Below are 16,112 nucleotides of genomic sequence, written 5' to 3' on the forward strand. Positions count from 1 at the left end.
CCGAGCTCACTGGGCCGGTCCCGCGAGGCGATCGCGCAGGGCCCGGCGGTGCGCCTCGAGGGCAGCCAGCTCGCCGAACATCTTGTTGAACTCCTCGGGGTTCTCGACCGGGTTGGTGCGCTGGAGCTTGGACTTGATCGCGGCGATCCGTCGGGCCGCGGTGAGCTCCATCAGGCGTACGACGTGTTGGGCGACGTACGACGCGTCCGGCTCCTTCTTGAGCGGCTCCACGCCGAGGGCGCCGATCGCCGACGCGACGGCCGGGTCCTGGGCGGAGTCGCGGAGCTTGGTGCCCCAGCTCGTGTCCCCGGCGCCGGCCACCGAGCCGCCGGCGGCCTCGACGAGCTCCCAGACGGCCCGGTAGGTCGGGTGGGTGAAGTCGTTGGGGCCGAGGTCGGTGGTGGTGCGGCCGATCGCCATCGGGTGCTGGATCACCAGCTTCAGCGTCTCCCGCTCCGTCTCGAAGCGCGGGTCGCGGAGGTCGGGCACGTTGGTGCGCGGCGGCGCGGCGACCTCGGGCGCGGCACCCCGGGCGTCACGCGACTGGCGGGACGCGGCCCGGCGTACCTCCGCACGGGCCTCGTCGATGTCGACGCCGATCATCCCGGCGATCTCGCGTGCGAAGGCGTCGACCTTCGACTTGTCGCGGATGCTCGAGACGAGGCGGGCGCTCTCGCGCAGCGCGTCGACCCGGCCGTCGGCGCGATCGAGGTCGTACTTGCCGACGATGTTGGAGAGCACGAAGCGGTAGAGCGGCACCCGCCGGGCGACCAGCTCGCGGACCGCGGCGTCGCCCTTCTTGACGCGTACGTCGCACGGGTCGAGGCCGTCGGGCTCGACGGCGACGTACGTCTGGGAGACGAAGTTCTGGTCACCACCGAAGGCGCGGATCGCGGCCTTCTGCCCGGCGGCGTCGCCGTCGAAGGTGAAGATCACCTCACCGCGGAACTCCTCGTGGTCGTGGAGGAAGCGACGCAGCACCTTGGAGTGCTCGTCGCCGAACGCGGTGCCACAGGTGGCGACCGCCGTGCCGACGCCGGCGAGATGGCAGGCCATCACGTCGGTGTAGCCCTCGACGATGACCGCCTGCGACGACTTCGCGATGTCGCGGCGGGCGAGGTCGAGGCCGTAGAGCACCTGGCTCTTCTTGTAGATCCGGGTCTCGGGAGTGTTGAGGTACTTCGCCTCGATCTTGTCGTCGTCGAAGATCCGGCGCGCGCCGAAGCCGATCGTGTCGCCGGGGGCGTCGCGGATCGGCCAGAGCAGGCGACCGCGGAAACGGTCGTACGCCGAGCGGCCGATCGCCACGAGACCTGCCTCGACGGTCTCCTCCTGCGTGAAGCCGCGACCGCGCAGGTGCTTGAAGAGCGCCTCGCCCTCGCGGGGTGCGAAGCCGAGGCCGAAGGTGGCGGCGGCCTCCTGGTCGAAGCCTCGCTCCACGAGGAACTGCCGGGCGACCTGCGCGTCGGGGGTCGCGAGCTGCTCGGCGTAGAACTCCTGCGCGACCTTGTTGGCCTCGATCAGGCGCTGTCGGGGCGGTCCCTTGGGCCGCTCCTCCCGGACATCGCCCTCCTCGCGCCGCAGCTGCACGCCGTACTTGTCGGCGAGGCGTTCGACGGTCTCACCGAAGGTCAGCCCGTCGATCTTCATCAGGAAGCTGATGACGTCGCCGCTCTCGTTGCAGCCGAAGCAGTTCCCCGTGAGGATGTTGTCCTCAAGCGTGAACGCGTGACCGTCCTCGACCTCTGCGCAGAAGACCTCCTCCTCACGATCGGTCGCCTCAACCGACCGAACCACCCATCCAGTTCTCGCGTACTTCTTCGTCGCTGCCTGGAAGCGCTCGCGATGCGAGTCGAGCAAGAAGAAGGCGTCGGTTAGGTCGTCGTTGACGAAGTGGACGCGGTGCAGGTCGGAAGGCTCCGGCCCGAATCCCACGCGTGACTGGGAGGTGATCCCGTACGTCGCTATGCCCAGTCGGCTACAGATCAGACGAACGAACTCGAGGTCCTCTCGATCAGCGGCGTTGAGGATCACCGTGCCGTCGGCCGCTACGCAACCGTCCGCCGCGAAGTAGCCGGCGAGCCAGCCGTATAGATACGAAACCGACTCGTCGGGAGGCGGAAGCTCCTTGAAGAACCGAGGCAGGTGGTGCACCAGGAGGTTGTCACCAGAAGACGACGTGTGGCTGTTGGGGAACCACTTCAGCATCGCACGGTCTTTGGGCGGGCAGATGAGCGCCATACTTCCGGTCCCGGAGCGGGTGCCGTCGCCGTAGGTGAAGCCGTGCGCGATTCCGAACGGGGACGGAGTGGTCCGCTGGATCCGCGAGCGAGGGAACTTCGAAACCAGCCGATCACCCGGCTTCAGGTCAGCGGTCAGGACCTCTCTGCGCTTCTTCTGGTCCGTTCCAGACCGCACGAACCAGCGATGGCCGTCAGTTGCGTAGAGCTCCTTGCGCTGACGGTTGCGAGTGACGACGATCCGTTGCAGCCGCTGCACGCCGTACGACTTGAACGGCGCCTCCACCCAGTCGCCGCGCGCATTCAGAATCCGGTGCGTTCCGCCTGCGAGTTCGCTGATCGGTCGCGGACCATCCCAGGTGAGTACCTGTGTCTCACCCGCGAGGCAGTGGTAGAAACCGCGCGTCGGGTTGACGTTGAAGGAGGGCGACTTCTCGTCGTGGAAGGGGCAGAGCCCCTTCTGGGAGCCGCCGCCGGCGTTCTTCAGCGTGACGTACTGCGAGACGACGTCGTCGATGCGCGCCTTTTCGCGCACCTCGGCGATGTCTTCCTCGCGAATCCGACCAGCCACGTGGCGGAGTCTACGGTCCGCTCAGTAGTCCCCGGACATGACGTTCACAAGCTCCTCGCCGGCCGCGTAGCGGTGCAGCTGGTCGCGCACCAGCCGGTGCGCCCGGGGCCACATCGCGCTGCTCGCGCCACCGACGTGCGGGGACACCAACAAGCCTGGCGCTTCCCAGAAGGGATGGTCTGCAGGGACCGGCTCCGGGTCGACCACGTCGACCGCCGCGCGGAGCCGGCCCGACGTCAGCTCGGCGACCAGCGCGTCGTTGTCGACGACCGGCCCGCGGGCGACGTTGACCAGCAGGGCGCCATCCGGCATCGCGGCCAGGAACGTGGCGTCGACGAGACCCCGGGTCTGGTCGGTGAGGGGTACGACGAGCACCACGACGTCCGCCTCGGGCAGCAGTCGCGGCAGCTCATCGATCGCGTGGACGCCGTCCCGCGCGCTCCGGGCGACCCTGGTGACCTCCACCTCGAAGGGCAGCAGCCGTCGCTCGATGGCCTCCCCGATCGCGCCGTACCCGACGAGCAGGACGCGCTTGTCGGCGAGCGCCGGGCGCCAGCCGGGCTTCCACTCGTGGCGGTCCTGCGCGCGCACCCAGTCGGGGATGCCGCGCAGGCTGGCCAGGATCAGGGTGAGCGCGAGCTCGGCGGTCGAGGTGTCGTGGATGCCACGGCCGTTGCAGAGCGTCACGCCCTCGGGGACCTGGGCGCGGACGTTGTCGACGCCGGCGGTCAGGGTCTGCACCACCTCGAGGCTGCCCATCTGCGCGAGGACCTCTGCGACCCGAGGCCCCACCATGTACGGCGGCACGTAGAACCGGACGTCTCCCACGCTGTCCGGCACATCGCGCGTCGGATCGACGACCTCGTAGCGCAGGCCGGCGGGCGGGTCGCCCAGAAGGGCGGGTTCGAACGGCAGCCAGACGAGTCGGTCGCTCACATCCCCGAACCTACTGCTGGACGTAGACCTCGTCGCAGTCGCCGACCAGGGTGTCCTCCGGGCCGGGGTAGAGCACCTCGTGCGACGCACCGCAACGGATGGTGTCCGCGCCCCCGCCGCCGGAGTGCACCTCGACCCGTCCGTCGTCGGTCACGTCACTGCTGACGATCAGGTCGTCGCCGGGTCCGGGCATGACCAGCACGCGGACAGCCTGCTCGACGAGGATGCGGTCGCCGCCGGTCCCGCCGTACAGAGCAACGTTGAACGATCGGTCGCCGTGGAGGACGTCCGCGCCGGCCTGGCCGTAGAGCAGGTCCGGTCCGCTCTGATGCGGGGGGTTGGTGCCGGCGTGCAGCACGTCGTCGCCGGCACCGCCCTTCAGGTCGTCGGTGCCGGCGTCACCACGGATCAGGTCGTCACCCGCGCCGCCCCAGGCGATGTCCTTGCCCGGGCCCATCCGCATCCGGTCATCGCCACTGCGGCCGTAGTACTGGTCGTTCCCGCCACGCCCGACCATCACGTCGTCGCGCGGGGAGCCCTTGATCAGCTCGCCCGCGCCCGTGCCGGGGAACCGATCGGCGAGGGCCGGCGCACCGGCGAGGATCACGGCGGCAGCGACCGCTCCGGCTAGCACGTGGGAGGTGAGACGACGAGGTGTCACGAGGGGGCTCCTGGGACGGTCGGATCGGCCGAGCCGCACTTTACCTTCCAGACGGCGACCGTCCGCAACGCGGTCAGCGTTGCTCCCACCGGGCGACAGCGCTGGCGTCGGTGAGGGAGGCCACCTGGTCAAGGACCACCCGCAGCCGTGCGGCATCGTCTGCGGCCACCCGCCAGTCGTCAGCGAAGGGCCGGTCGAGCGCGTCCGGTCCGCGATCCAGCAGACCGGCGACGAGCTCGGCGAGCAGCTCGCGTTGCCGCTCCATCAGCGCGGCCCGCTGGTCGGTGTGCATCACGTAGTGGGCCGCGATGCCCTTGAGCACCGCGATCTCGAGCCGGGTCTGCTCCGGGACGACCAGGTCTGCGGCGTACCGCACGAAGGGGCCGTCGGAGGCAGCGAACGTCGCGTGCTGCACCGCTCCGCAGAAGCGGCCGATCAGGTCGCTGGTGACGTTCTTCAGGGCTGCGAGCGAGCGCCGGCTCCCGTCGTACGGCGCGGTCGGCCAACTGCCGACGGCGCGCATCCCGGTGAGCGTGGCATCGAGCACGTCGTCGCCGACGTCGGGCAGGTACCACTCGCGCACCGTCTCCCAGACGGCCGCAGGGTCGATCAGGGTCAGGTCGATCTGACCGGCGACCACGCCGTCCTCGACATCGTGGACGGAGTAGGCGACATCGTCGGCGAGATCCATGATCTGCGCCTCGACGCACCGTCGACCCTCCGCGGCACCGCGCCGCATCCAGTCGAAGACCGGGCGGTCGTCGACGTACACGCCGAACTTGCCGTCGGGGCCGGCGGCGGCGCGCGGCCACGGGTACTTCGTGCAGGCGTCGAGCGTGGCGCGGGTCAGGTTGAGCCCGACCGAGGCGCCGGTTGCGTCCACGGTCTTGGCCTCGAGGCGGGTCAGCAGCCGCAGCGTCTGGGCGTTGCCCTCGAACCCGCCGCAGGACGCGCCGAGCTCGGCGAGCACGCTCTCGCCGTTGTGGCCGAACGGCGGGTGACCCATGTCGTGCGCGAGCGCGGCCGTCTCGGCGATGTCGGGCTGGCTGCGCAGCGCGCGCGACAGGTCGCGGGCGACCTGGGCGACCTCGAGGCTGTGGGTCAGCCGGTTGCGCACGAAGTCGTCGCTCTGCGGGCCGAGCACCTGGGTCTTGGCCGCCAGCCGGCGAGAGGCGGCCGCGTGGACGACCCGGGCCCGGTCTCGCTCGAACGCCGTCCGGATCGGCGCGTCCACCCGCTTGGGCGGCTCCTCGACGATGCGCTCGCGCGCGGCGTCGCCGTACCCGTCGCTGTCCATCGGGAGAGACTCTATGCCGCCCGGCCGGCCACGGACCTTCGGCCCTGGCACCAGCACCGGCATCATCCTAGGTTGCCACCGTGAGCCGAATGTCCGACTACCGCAGCGCACTGACCTCCCTGGAACCGGCGGCCTGGCCGGCGTACCTCGACGAGCACTCGGGACTGCCCGGCCCGCGAGGCAACCTCGAGCTCGCGACTGTCGTGGCCGACCTGGGTGACCGGGTCCTCTTCGACGCGCTGATCGCGAGCGGCGACGAGTACCGGACCTTCTGCGGCGTCGTCGGCCTCGGCCGGGACGCCGGTGACGACCGCGTGCGCGCGCGGCTGCGAGAATTCAGCACCGACGCGCGGTGGCGGGTCCGCGAGGCCGTCGCCATCGGCCTGCAGCGTCTCGGCAACATCGACCTTCCGTCGCTCGAGCGGATCGTGCTCGACTGGGCCGCCGATCCGCACCCCCTCGTCCAGCGCGCGGCCGCGGCGGCCATCTGCGAGCCCCGGCTGCTGCGGACCCCCGCGGCCGCGAGCACGGCGATCGAGGTCTGCCGGCGGGCGACAGCTGCCCTGGCGGCACTCCCCGCCGACCGCCGGCGGGCCGCCGACGTACGAACGCTGCGCCAGGGCCTGGGCTACTGCTGGAGCGTCGCGGTGGCGGCCGACCCGGGCCCCGGTCTCGCGGCGTTCGCGGCGCTCCAGGACCAGAGGGACCCGGACGTCGCCTGGATCGTGCGTGAGAACCTGGGCAAGAAGCGGCTCGCCCGACTGGTCGAGCGGTGACTGGTGGCGAAGATGTACCGGCTCGGGCTGGCCCCCGCCGTCAGTAGGTCGCGACGTGGACGTGGTCGTAGTGGTTGGCGGTGGCCGAGCCACGTGACGACATCGCCCGCCAGCCTTCGCCGCTCCGCTCCTGGGTCCAGATCCGCTGGCGCCACAGCACGTCGTACAGCTTGAGCTCGGAGGCGTGCTCACGCAGGAAGTCAGCGATGGCGGTGCCGAGCGTGACGTCGCTGGTCATGATGTCGAGCGCGCGACCCGACGCGTGCTCACCGTGGCCGTCCCAGCCGCCGTACGACGTGATCTGCGGGAAGGCGTGGCACACGGAGCGGTAGACGTAGACCGCATTGGAGGTCAGGCCGTTCTCGACGCTCGGGTCGGGGCAGGGCGCCATCGAGAGTCCTGCGGCGGCCGCGAGCGGCTTCTCGTCGGAGAGGTAGCCCGCGGTGACCCAGCGGGGCTCACCGTCGATGACGACCTCCTCGCGGTCCGCGGACCTGCGACCGGTCACCAGCACGCGCTTGCCGGCCTCGATCTCGCCGGCCTGCTTGGCGTCCTTGCCGGAGCCACTCCACAGGTTGAGGTCGGCGGTCGCCCACAGCCGAGTGTCGGCGTTGCGGACGGCGGTCCGCGTCACGATCATCTGGTTGCTGCGCTCGTGGGCCTTCTCCAGCCGAGCCGCCACCCGGCGCGACTGGGCCCGGGAGACGCCATCGGTCCGGGTGGCGTCTCGAGGAGTGACGCTGGAGATGTCGGCAGCGTCCTTCGCCAGCACGTTGCCTGCGGCGACCGGGTTGGTCGCCAGCACGCCGATGGTCACGGCACCCGCGGTCGTGAGGAGGGCTAGCGGCGCGGCCACCAGGGCTGCGCGGGGCTTGCGGCGGGCTTCGGTGTCCCGCTTGTGGCGGTGTTCTGCCACAGCGCTGATCCTTCGCTGTTGTCCGTCAGGGTCGGTGTCGCCGGACCGCCGGGGGAAGGTCACGAAACGGCAACGACGGTCGAGTCAACCACAGGCATGCCGCAGTCGTGGAATTTTCAAACTGTTCAATTGAGGTATCCCGGTCACCCGCCGGTGGTCTCGTCGGCATCCTCGTGCAGGTGGGAGCCGGAGCCGGCCCCGTCGGTGTCGTCGTACCAGCCCTCGGGCACGACCACCCGATCACGCGGCGAGCCCTGACGCCCCCGCGGCGCGCCCAGCTCGGACACCGGGAACGCCTCGGTCGGGTCCAGCTCGGCCAGCAGCCGATCCAGGTCCGCGAGCGTGTTGACCAGGCCGAGGGAGCGGCGCATCTCGCCGCCGGCGGCGAAGCCCTTGAGGTACCACGTCACGTGCTTGCGGAACTCCTTGCAGCCCCGCTCCTCCCCCATGTGCTGACACAGCAGTTCGGCGTGGCGACGCATCATCGCGGTCACCTCGCCCAGCGTGGGCAGCGTGGCGACGACCTCGCCAGAGAACGCCGCTGCCAGGTCGCGGAAGATCCAGGGCCGGCCCAGGCAGCCGCGTCCGACCACGACGCCGGCGGCTCCGGTCTGCTCGACCATGCGGACGGCGTCGGCGGCCTCCCAGATGTCGCCGTTGCCGAGCACCGGGATGTCGACATGGTCGACCAGCGCCGAGATCGCGTCCCAGTCGGCGGTGCCCGAGTAGGCCTGCACGACGGTCCGGCCGTGCAGCGCGATCGCGGCGACGCCGCTCTCCTGCGCGATCCGGCCCGCGTCGAGGTAGGTCAGGTGGTCGTCGTCAATGCCCTTGCGGGTCTTCATCGTCACCGGCACGTCGTACGGCGTGGCCGCGGCGACGGCGTGCTCGAGGATCTCGGCCAGCAGCCCGCGCTTCCACGGCAGCGCGCCGCCGCCGCCCTTGCGGGTCACCTTGGGGACCGGGCAGCCGAAGTTGAGGTCGATGTGCGCGACGCCGTACTCCGCGCAGAGGATCTCGGCGGCCTTGCCGACGTAGACCGGGTCGGTGCCGTAGAGCTGGACCGAGCGGACGGTCTCAAGCTCGTCGAAGACCAGCATGTCGCGGGTGTGCTGGTCACCCTCGACGAGCCCGCGGCTGGTGATCATCTCGCAGACGTAGAGGCCCGCGCCCTGCTCGGCACACAGCCGGCGGTAGGCGGCGTTGGTGATGCCTGCCATCGGCGCCAGCACCACGGGTACGTCGACGCGCAGCGACCCGAGGGTCAGCGAGGTGGGCAGGGAGGACATGGACCTATTGTCCGCGGGCGGGTCGGGAGCCCCCAAATCGGCCTCAAGACGCCCGTGGCGCGCTCACTTCTTCTTTTTCTTCTTGTCCGGCTTCGGCGCGACGTACTTCTCGATCTCGCCGGTCCAGTAGATCGGGTCGAAGGTCTCCTCGGGCCGGAAGCTGACCGCCTCGAGGCTGCCGTGGTCGGGCGCCAGGTAGACGAGGCACACGTCGGCCTGCGCACCCGGTCCGAACTTGTCCGGCAGTGCCGTGCTCGGGCAGGCCTCGAAGGAGCTCGCGAAGGGCGTCGACTCCAGCAGGAGGTTGTCCTCGTTGACCGCGTAGAGCGGGACCCGCCGACCGCCGAGGTCGGACTCCCCGACGTTCGTGACGCTCACGTGCACGAAGTACGGCGTCGACTTCTGCTGGGCGTCGGTCAGCTGCCAGGCCGACAGCGTCTTCTTCGTGGTCGTCCGCTCGAGCTTGGTCACGGTGAGGTCGAGCACGCCGACCTCGTCCTGGCGCGGCTCGTAGGCGACCACCGCCTGGTCCCCGACCGAGAGGTGCGTGCCCTGCGGGGTCAGCGTGACCTCGTCAGGCACCGGGAGGTACGGCGAGGCGCTGGCCGAGCCGCTGGGGATGCCGGACTCCCCCGACGCGTCGGGGTCGTCGCTCCCGGAGCAGCCGGCCAGCAGGCCGGCCGACAGCAGGACAGCGAGCGACGTACCGAGCAGACGCGACATGGGAACAGTCTGCCTACGCAACGGCGTCAGCAGCCGACGAAACGCTCAGCGAAGTACGCAACTGCGCGATCGAGGCTGATCCGCTCCTGCGCCATCGTGTCGCGCTCGCGCACCGTGACGGCGTCGTCCTCGAGGGTCTCGAAGTCGATGGTGACGCAGTACGGCGTACCGATCTCGTCCTGACGACGGTAGCGGCGGCCGATGGCGCCGGAGTCGTCGAAGTCGACATTCCAGCCCGCGCGGCGCAGCTGCATCGCCAGGTCCTTCGCCTTCGGCGAGAGGTCGGCGTTGCGCGAGAGCGGCAGCACCGCGACCTTGACCGGCGCGAGGCGCGGGTCGAGCTTGAGCACGACGCGCTTGTCGACACCGCCCTTGGTGTTGGGCGCCTCGTCCTCGGTGTAGGCATCGACGAGGAAGGTCATCAGGCTGCGCGAGAGGCCCGCGGCCGGCTCGATGACGTAGGGGACGTAGCGCTCGTTGTTGGCCTGGTCGAAGTAGGATAGGTCCTGGCCCGAGTGCTTGGCGTGGGTGCTGAGGTCGAAGTCGGTGCGGTTGGCGATGCCCTCGAGCTCACCCCACTCCGAGCCGGCGAACTTGAAGCGGTACTCGATGTCGACGGTGCGCTTGGAGTAGTGGCTGAGCTTCTCCTGCGCGTGCTCGTAGTGGCGCAGATTGTCGGGGTCGATGCCGAGCTCGACGTACCAAGCAGTGCGCTGGTCGATCCAGTACTGGTGCCACTCCTCGTCCTCACCCGGCTTGACGAAGAACTCCATCTCCATCTGCTCGAACTCGCGCGTGCGGAAGATGAAGTTGCCGGGAGTGATCTCGTTGCGGAAGCTCTTGCCGATCTGGGCGATGCCGAACGGCGGCTTCTGGCGGCTCGAGGTCACCACGTTGGCGAAGTTGATGAAGATGCCCTGCGCGGTCTCGGGACGCAGGTAGTGCAGGCCGGACTCGTCCTCGATGACGCCGAGGTAGGTCTTGAGCAGGCCCGAGAACTGGCGCGGCTCGGTCCAGGCGCCGCGGGTGCCGCAGTTGGGGCAGGCCACGGTGGAGAGGTCGACCTCGTCGGGGTTGTCGAGACCCTTCTTCTCCGCGACCTCCTCCTGCAGGTGGTCGAAGCGGTAGCGCTTGTGGCAGGACTGGCACTCGGTCAGCGGGTCGCTGAACGTGTCGACGTGGCCGCTCGCCTCCCAGACCTGGCGCGGCAGGATGATGCTCGAGTCGAGGCCGACCATGTCGTCGCGCATGGTGACCATGGACTTCCACCACTGGCGCTTGATGTTCTCCTTGAGCTCTACGCCGAGCGGGCCGTAGTCCCACGCCGACCGGGTGCCGCCGTAGATCTCGCCGCACGGGTAGACGAAGCCCCGACGCTTGGCGAGCGAGACGACATGGTCAACGGTGGACGGCGGCGGCTTGGCCACGATGAAGCTCCTGCGACGTGTTGATGGTGTGACTTAGTGGATCAGCCTATCGACCGGGGCGACTCGATATTGAGGGCGGTGTCCGGCTCGACCCGCTCGTACGCCGACGGCTCCTCGATCGCCTGCGAGAGCGTCGCCACGGCCCGCAGCTTCACGTCGTACGACGAGAGCGCGCGGCGGTAGCTGCCCACGTTGTCCCACCGGGTGCTGAGCACCCACAGCTCGGGGTCGTCGACGTTGCGGCCGATCTCGCCGCCGGCATACCCGGCGCAGGCGGCGAGCGCCTCGCGTGCCGTCTCCACGTCGCCTCGGAAAGAGTCAGCCCGGTCCGCGGGCACCCGGAACCTGTTCACGACCAGCACGACGTGACCGTACAGCCCGTCAGAGCCTCCGGCGGTCCGCCCACCTGTGGTCATCTCGCCACACGAGGACGAGCGATACCAGGGCGGCGACCGAGATCAGCGCGCACACGCCGGCAGAGAACACGTGATGGACTTCGCCCATGCCCACCAGTGTCCCACTGCGTGAGGCCTCCGACCGGGTCAGACTTCGTCCCAGGTGTCGTACCCGTGCTGCAGCGCCCAGAGCACCGCCTGACTGCGGGTCTGCACGCCGATCTTGCCGTACGCGCTGCGGATGTAGGTCTTCACCGTGTTGATGCTCAGGAACTCACGTTGGGCGATATCCGCGTTACTCAGCCCTTGAGCGATCGAGGTGAGGACCGCGGCCTCACGAGCGTTCAGTCCGACGCTGACGCCCAGCCGCTGCGAACGCCGCTCGGAGGGGCAGGCACAGACGATCGGCTCCCGGGTCGTGGCGGAGCGCTCCCTGGTCCGCACTGTCTCGAGGATCGCCAACAGAGCGGTCTCGCCGGTGCTCACCGAGACGCAGCCGTCAACGCCTTGCGCCAGGGCTTGGTTGAGGAGATCCGGCCTCAGGTCGCGCCCGACGGCGAGTACGACGGCCGACGCCTCGTTGACCAGGCGATCGAGCTCAGCCTCGTCACCGTCGGCGAGGCCCAGCACGTCGTACAGGACGACGTCTGGTTCAGCCATCCCTCCCGGCGCCCGCCACTGGACCAGCTCGATGCGCGCAGGGTGGCGGCCGAGCACGGCGGTGATGCCGGCCACGACCATCGCCTCGGGGCTGACCACCGCGACCTTGGTGCGATGCCCGGGCGGCGACGTCAACTCGGAAGCTCCTCGGACCGCCGCGGATATCGGTTGCGCTCGCTCACGCTGCCGTCGGCCTCGCGGACCACGTGCACGACACCGCGCACCCGAGCCTCGTCGCGCCCGACCTCGACGGCCGACTGTCTGCTGCGGTACTCGCCTGGCAGCGCACTGTCGCGACCGACGGAGTTCCGCCACACCCCGTCCACGCAGGACGTCTCGATGGGCTCACCCACCATCCTCATTCCCTCCCAAATGACGCGTGCCCTCCGGGCGCCGTGCCTCCCGAACGGCGCACCCGGCACAAAGCCGTACGCCTGTACGTGTCGCGACCCCCGCCGTTCGTTACAGGACTCCAGGACGACGCCGCACACCCGAGTTGACAATCATTCTCAACTCGTCTGAGAATGGTTCTCATGAAGAGACTCGCCGTCGCGGCCACCGGTGCCGCCCTGCTCAGTTCGGTCGTCCTGAGCGGGTGCGCCGCATTCACCGACGACTCCGCCTCCTCCGCCGACGGCGTCGAGGTCGCGGCGGCGTTCTACCCGCTCCAGTACGTCGCCGGCCGAGTCGCCGGTGAGCACGCGAAGGTCGAGAACCTCACCACCCCGGGCAACGAGCCGCACGACCTGGAGCTCTCCCCGAAGGAGACGGCGGACGTCGCCCGCGCCGACCTGGTGCTCTACCAGCGTGGCTTCCAGCCCGCGGTGGACGACGCGGTCGACCAGAGCGCGACGGGCGACACCCTCGATGTCGCCGACGTCGTCGACCTGGTGCCGTTCCGCGACCACGGCGTCGATTCCGACGAGCTCGACCCGCACTTCTGGCAGGACCCGCTGCTGCTGGCCGATGTCGGTGACGCGGTCGCCGAGCAGCTCGAGGAGGTCGACCCGGACAACGCCGACGACTACGCGGCGAACGCGGCGGACCTGCGCGCGGACCTCAAGCAGCTCGACCAGGAGTACGCCGACGGGCTGACCGGCTGCGAGCGCACCACGGTCGTGGTGAGCCACGACGCGTTCGGATACCTCCAGCGGTACGGCGTGACGATGGCCGCGATCCTCGGCCTCTCCCCCGACTCCGAGCCGACCCCGGCCGACCTGGCCCGCCTGCAGGAGCTGATCCACGACGACGGCGTCACGACCGTCTTCTCCGAGTCGTTGGTCAGCCCCGAGACCGCCGAGCAGCTCGCGGACGACACGGGGGTGAAGAGCGCGGTGCTCGACCCGATCGAGGGCCTCACCGACGAGACGTCCGACGAGGACTACCTTTCCCTCATGCACGCCAACCTGTCCGCCCTCGAGGAGGCGAACGGCTGTTGAGCACCCCGGCCAACGAGCCTCCCGTCATCGAGCTCGGCAACGGCGCCGTCGCGATCGCCGGCCGGCCGATCCTGCGTGGGATCGACCTGACGGTGCGCTCGGGCGAGTTCGTGGCGCTGATGGGGGCCAACGGCTCCGGGAAGTCCACGCTGGTGCGAGCGCTCACCGGCCTGAGGCCGCTGGCGTCCGGATCGCTGAGCCTGTTCGGCACGCCGTTCGAGAGCTTTCGCGACTGGCGCCGCATCGGCTTCGTACCCCAGCGCGGTGGCGCCGGGTCCGGCGTACCGGCGTCGGTCTGGGAGATCGTCGCGTCCGGGCGGCTCACGCACCGCCGGCTGCTGCGACCGCTCGGTCGCCGCGACCGGGCCGCCATCAACGAGGCGCTCGAGGTCGTCGGGCTGTCGCACCGGGCCAACGACGGCGTCACCACGCTCTCCGGCGGGCAGCAGCAGCGGGTCCTGATCGCCCGGGCACTCGCCGGGGAACCGGAGCTGTTCTTCCTCGACGAGCCGACCGCCGGCGTCGACCTGCCCAACCAGCAGGTGCTCGCCGACACCCTCGAGACCCTCTCGGTCCGGGGCTCCACGATCGTGCTGGTCGCCCACGAGCTCGGCCCGATGGCGCCGCTCATCGACCGCGCGGTCGTGATGCGCGACGGGCGGGTCGCGTACGACGGCCCCCCGCTCGCGAGCGCCGACGTCGCGACCGCCCACCTCGACGGCCATCACCACCATCATCACGAGCCGGAGCGGCACGACCACGCGCCGCACGTCTCCTCCCTGCTGGACGGCGCACCGTGAACGACTTCATCGACCTGCTCGGCTACCAGTTCATGCAGCGCGCGATCATCGCCGCCTTGTTCACCGGGCTCGCGGCGCCGGCCATCGGCACCTACCTCGTGCAACGGCGCCAGGCGCTGATGGGCGACGGCATCGGCCACGTCGCGGTGACCGGCGTCGCGCTCGGCCTCCTCACGCACACGTCGCCCACGTGGACGGCGGTCATCGTGGCCGTGCTCGGCGCGGTCCTGATCGAGGTGATCCGCGAGCGCGGCCACACCAACGGCGACGTCGCGCTGGCCCTGCTCTTCTACGGCGGCCTGGCGGGCGGCGTGCTCCTCACCGGGCTCGCCGGGCAGAGCGCCGGCCGGTTGAACCAGTTCCTCTTCGGCGCGATCACCACGACGTCGATCTCGGACGTGATCGTCGTGATGGTGCTGGCCGCCGTGATCGTCCTGGTCTGCGTCGGCCTGTCGCCGCAGCTCTTCGCCGTGGCCCAGGACCAGGAGTTCGCGCGGGTCGCCGGCCTGAACATCCGGTTCTACAACCTGCTCGTCGCGGTGCTCGCCGCGGTGACCGTCACGGTGGCGATGCGGACCGTCGGCCTGCTGCTGGTCTCCGCCCTGATGGTGGTGCCGGTCGCGACCTCGCAGCAGCTGACCCGGTCCTTCCGGTCCACGCTGGGTGCGGCCATGGTCCTCGGCACGCTCGCCTCGGTCGGCGGACTGCTGCTCTCGGCGTACACCTCCAACTACGCCCGGGTCGCTCCAGGCCCGACGATCGTGCTGCTGGCGCTGGCCGGCTTCGTCGTCGCCTGGCCCGTCGGGGTGCTGCTGCGGTCGCGACGACGGCTGCGGCGCCCGTTCCCGGTGGTCGAGGTCGCGGCTCATGAGGCCATCGACGAGCACCCCCACGAGCACGGCAAGGACTGCGGCCACGTGGCGGTGCGACACGGCGACCACGTCGACTACGTCCACGGCGGCCACCGGCACGCCCCACACGGGAAGCACTATGACGAGCACTGATCCGACACCGCCGCTCCGCCCGACCCGCCAGCGCAAGGCGGTCGCCGAGGCGATGGCCTCCTTCGCCGACTTCCGCTCCGCCCAGGAGATCCACGAACTGCTCGGCGACCGCGGCGAGCAGGTGGGACTGGCGACCGTCTATCGCACCCTGCAGCGCCTGGCCGACGCCGGCGAGGTCGACGTGCTGCGCACCGAGGACGGCGAGGCGATCTACCGACGCTGCTCGGACACTCACCACCACCACCTGGTCTGCCGCTCGTGCGGCGCGACCGTCGAGGTCGAGGGTCCGACCGTCGAGCGATGGACCTCCAGCATGGCCGCCGAGCACGGGTACGCCGACGTGAGCCACACGCTGGAGATCTTCGGAACCTGTCCCCGCTGCGCCTGACGCGCCGTTCACAGCCAACTCATTCTCACGCATGGCGGCTGCTGCTGTCGGCGTACATCTCGGGGCACCGGCCGCCGGGGGTCGTCGCCAGCTCGAAGTGCCAGATCTCGTTCGCGAAGATCTGGCACAGCCCGTAGTCGGCGCCGTGCCGGCCGAGCCAGTCGGCGGCGTCGGTCGGGCCGATGTCGACGGCGTCGCCGGTGACATGCTCCGACGCGTCGGGGGTCGAGACGTAGCGGAGCGCCTCCTCCGCGCTGCCGTACCTGGTCACGGCCTCGTCGAACAGCCGCCGCTGGTGCGCCTTGCTGCGCCACCCGCTGGTGACGACCATCCGGATGCCGTCCTCCCGCGCGTCGCGCGCCGCTGCCTGGATCGCGTCCAGCAGGTCCGGATCGAGCCGGTTGACCGTCGCCCGGCCGGTGTCGAGGGGTCCGCTGTGGTTGATACCGCGGTCGCTGTCGCTGTCGAAGCCGCCGTCGGCGGGGATGCCGCAGCCGACCGTCGCGAGGGCTAGGACGAGCAGGGTCGCGACCTGCACGGCGTGGGTTCGAGGATGACGGGTGGTGGAGGCTGGCACCTCAGCAACGTTG

Annotated in this window: 17 protein-coding genes and 1 pseudogene; 5 read left to right on the plus strand and 13 right to left on the minus strand. The window is 70.3% G+C overall.

The window, feature by feature from the left end; genetic code table 11:
* Positions 1-6: 6 nt before the first annotated feature.
* From dnaG to ABEA33_RS20630, 5 genes and pseudogenes are all read right to left on the minus strand, one after another.
* Positions 7-2,241, minus strand: a complete 2,235-nt coding sequence (dnaG, locus tag ABEA33_RS20615) for a DNA primase (protein ID WP_425577461.1) — start codon at positions 2,239-2,241, stop codon at positions 7-9.
* A gap of 384 nt (positions 2,242-2,625) precedes the next feature.
* A pseudogene (locus tag ABEA33_RS27525) lies at positions 2,626-2,811 on the minus strand (CHC2 zinc finger domain-containing protein); the annotation flags it as partial.
* Positions 2,812-2,832: 21 nt separating this feature from the next.
* Positions 2,833-3,747: a 2-hydroxyacid dehydrogenase gene (locus ABEA33_RS20620; protein WP_345528861.1), complete on the minus strand. Its 915-nt coding sequence runs from the start codon at positions 3,745-3,747 to the stop codon at positions 2,833-2,835.
* Positions 3,748-3,757: 10 nt separating this feature from the next.
* The gene (locus ABEA33_RS20625) at positions 3,758-4,408 is read right to left on the minus strand and encodes a calcium-binding protein (RefSeq protein WP_345528862.1); all 651 of its coding nucleotides are present in this window, start codon (positions 4,406-4,408) and stop codon (positions 3,758-3,760) included.
* 73 nt (positions 4,409-4,481) lie between these two features.
* Positions 4,482-5,705: a deoxyguanosinetriphosphate triphosphohydrolase gene (locus ABEA33_RS20630; RefSeq protein WP_345528863.1), complete on the minus strand. Its 1,224-nt coding sequence runs from the start codon at positions 5,703-5,705 to the stop codon at positions 4,482-4,484.
* An 89-nt stretch (positions 5,706-5,794) separates the two neighbouring features.
* On the opposite strand from ABEA33_RS20630, the gene ABEA33_RS20635 reads away from it, so the two are divergent.
* Positions 5,795-6,481 carry a HEAT repeat domain-containing protein gene (locus ABEA33_RS20635; RefSeq protein ID WP_345529093.1) on the plus strand — a complete coding sequence of 229 codons (687 nt, stop codon included), beginning with the start codon at positions 5,795-5,797 and terminating at the stop codon, positions 6,479-6,481.
* A gap of 40 nt (positions 6,482-6,521) precedes the next feature.
* Here the strand turns inward: ABEA33_RS20635 and ABEA33_RS20640 are convergent, their stop codons facing one another.
* From ABEA33_RS20640 to ABEA33_RS20670, 7 genes are all read right to left on the minus strand, one after another.
* Entirely contained in the window at positions 6,522-7,397 is an 876-nt protein-coding gene (locus ABEA33_RS20640; RefSeq protein ID WP_345528864.1) for a VldE C-terminal domain-containing protein, read from the minus strand.
* Positions 7,398-7,540: 143 nt separating this feature from the next.
* Entirely contained in the window at positions 7,541-8,686 is a 1,146-nt protein-coding gene (gene dusB, locus ABEA33_RS20645; RefSeq protein WP_345528866.1) for a tRNA dihydrouridine synthase DusB, read from the minus strand.
* 63 nt (positions 8,687-8,749) lie between these two features.
* The gene (locus ABEA33_RS20650; protein ID WP_345528868.1) at positions 8,750-9,409 is read right to left on the minus strand and encodes a hypothetical protein; all 660 of its coding nucleotides are present in this window, start codon (positions 9,407-9,409) and stop codon (positions 8,750-8,752) included.
* 26 nt (positions 9,410-9,435) lie between these two features.
* Positions 9,436-10,836: a glycine--tRNA ligase gene (locus ABEA33_RS20655; protein WP_345528870.1), complete on the minus strand. Its 1,401-nt coding sequence runs from the start codon at positions 10,834-10,836 to the stop codon at positions 9,436-9,438.
* Between the two features lie 41 nt (positions 10,837-10,877).
* On the minus strand, positions 10,878-11,198 hold the full coding sequence (locus ABEA33_RS20660) for an antibiotic biosynthesis monooxygenase family protein (RefSeq protein WP_345528871.1): 321 nt from the start codon (positions 11,196-11,198) through the stop codon (positions 10,878-10,880).
* 180 nt (positions 11,199-11,378) lie between these two features.
* On the minus strand, positions 11,379-12,026 hold the full coding sequence (locus ABEA33_RS20665) for a helix-turn-helix transcriptional regulator (protein WP_345528872.1): 648 nt from the start codon (positions 12,024-12,026) through the stop codon (positions 11,379-11,381).
* Positions 12,023-12,244: a DUF2188 domain-containing protein gene (locus tag ABEA33_RS20670; protein ID WP_345528873.1), complete on the minus strand. Its 222-nt coding sequence runs from the start codon at positions 12,242-12,244 to the stop codon at positions 12,023-12,025. Before ABEA33_RS20670 ends, ABEA33_RS20665 begins: the two co-directional genes overlap by 4 nt.
* 180 nt (positions 12,245-12,424) lie before the next feature.
* On the opposite strand from ABEA33_RS20670, the gene ABEA33_RS20675 reads away from it, so the two are divergent.
* Genes ABEA33_RS20675 through ABEA33_RS20690 form a run of 4 tightly spaced genes read left to right on the plus strand, consistent with a single transcriptional unit; the run spans position 12,425 to position 15,522 of the window.
* On the plus strand, positions 12,425-13,330 hold the full coding sequence (locus tag ABEA33_RS20675; RefSeq protein WP_345528874.1) for a metal ABC transporter substrate-binding protein: 906 nt from the start codon (positions 12,425-12,427) through the stop codon (positions 13,328-13,330).
* Positions 13,327-14,130 carry a metal ABC transporter ATP-binding protein gene (locus tag ABEA33_RS20680; RefSeq protein ID WP_345528875.1) on the plus strand — a complete coding sequence of 268 codons (804 nt, stop codon included), beginning with the start codon at positions 13,327-13,329 and terminating at the stop codon, positions 14,128-14,130. The genes ABEA33_RS20675 and ABEA33_RS20680 overlap by 4 nt, the downstream gene beginning before the upstream one ends.
* Positions 14,127-15,134 (plus strand): metal ABC transporter permease, encoded by a 1,008-nt coding sequence (locus ABEA33_RS20685; RefSeq protein WP_345528876.1) that lies wholly within the window; start codon positions 14,127-14,129, stop codon positions 15,132-15,134. Before ABEA33_RS20680 ends, ABEA33_RS20685 begins: the two co-directional genes overlap by 4 nt.
* Positions 15,121-15,522, plus strand: coding sequence for a Fur family transcriptional regulator (locus tag ABEA33_RS20690; protein WP_345528878.1), 402 nt, complete (start codon positions 15,121-15,123; stop codon positions 15,520-15,522). Before ABEA33_RS20685 ends, ABEA33_RS20690 begins: the two co-directional genes overlap by 14 nt.
* Positions 15,523-15,547: 25 nt before the next feature.
* Here ABEA33_RS20690 and ABEA33_RS20695 read toward each other — a convergent pair whose 3' ends face one another.
* The gene (locus ABEA33_RS20695; RefSeq protein WP_345528879.1) at positions 15,548-16,099 is read right to left on the minus strand and encodes a M15 family metallopeptidase; all 552 of its coding nucleotides are present in this window, start codon (positions 16,097-16,099) and stop codon (positions 15,548-15,550) included.
* Positions 16,100-16,112 lie beyond the last annotated feature (13 nt).

The sequence above is a fragment of the Nocardioides endophyticus genome, from assembly GCF_039543845.1.
In the GTDB taxonomy this organism is placed as follows: domain Bacteria; phylum Actinomycetota; class Actinomycetes; order Propionibacteriales; family Nocardioidaceae; genus Nocardioides; species Nocardioides endophyticus.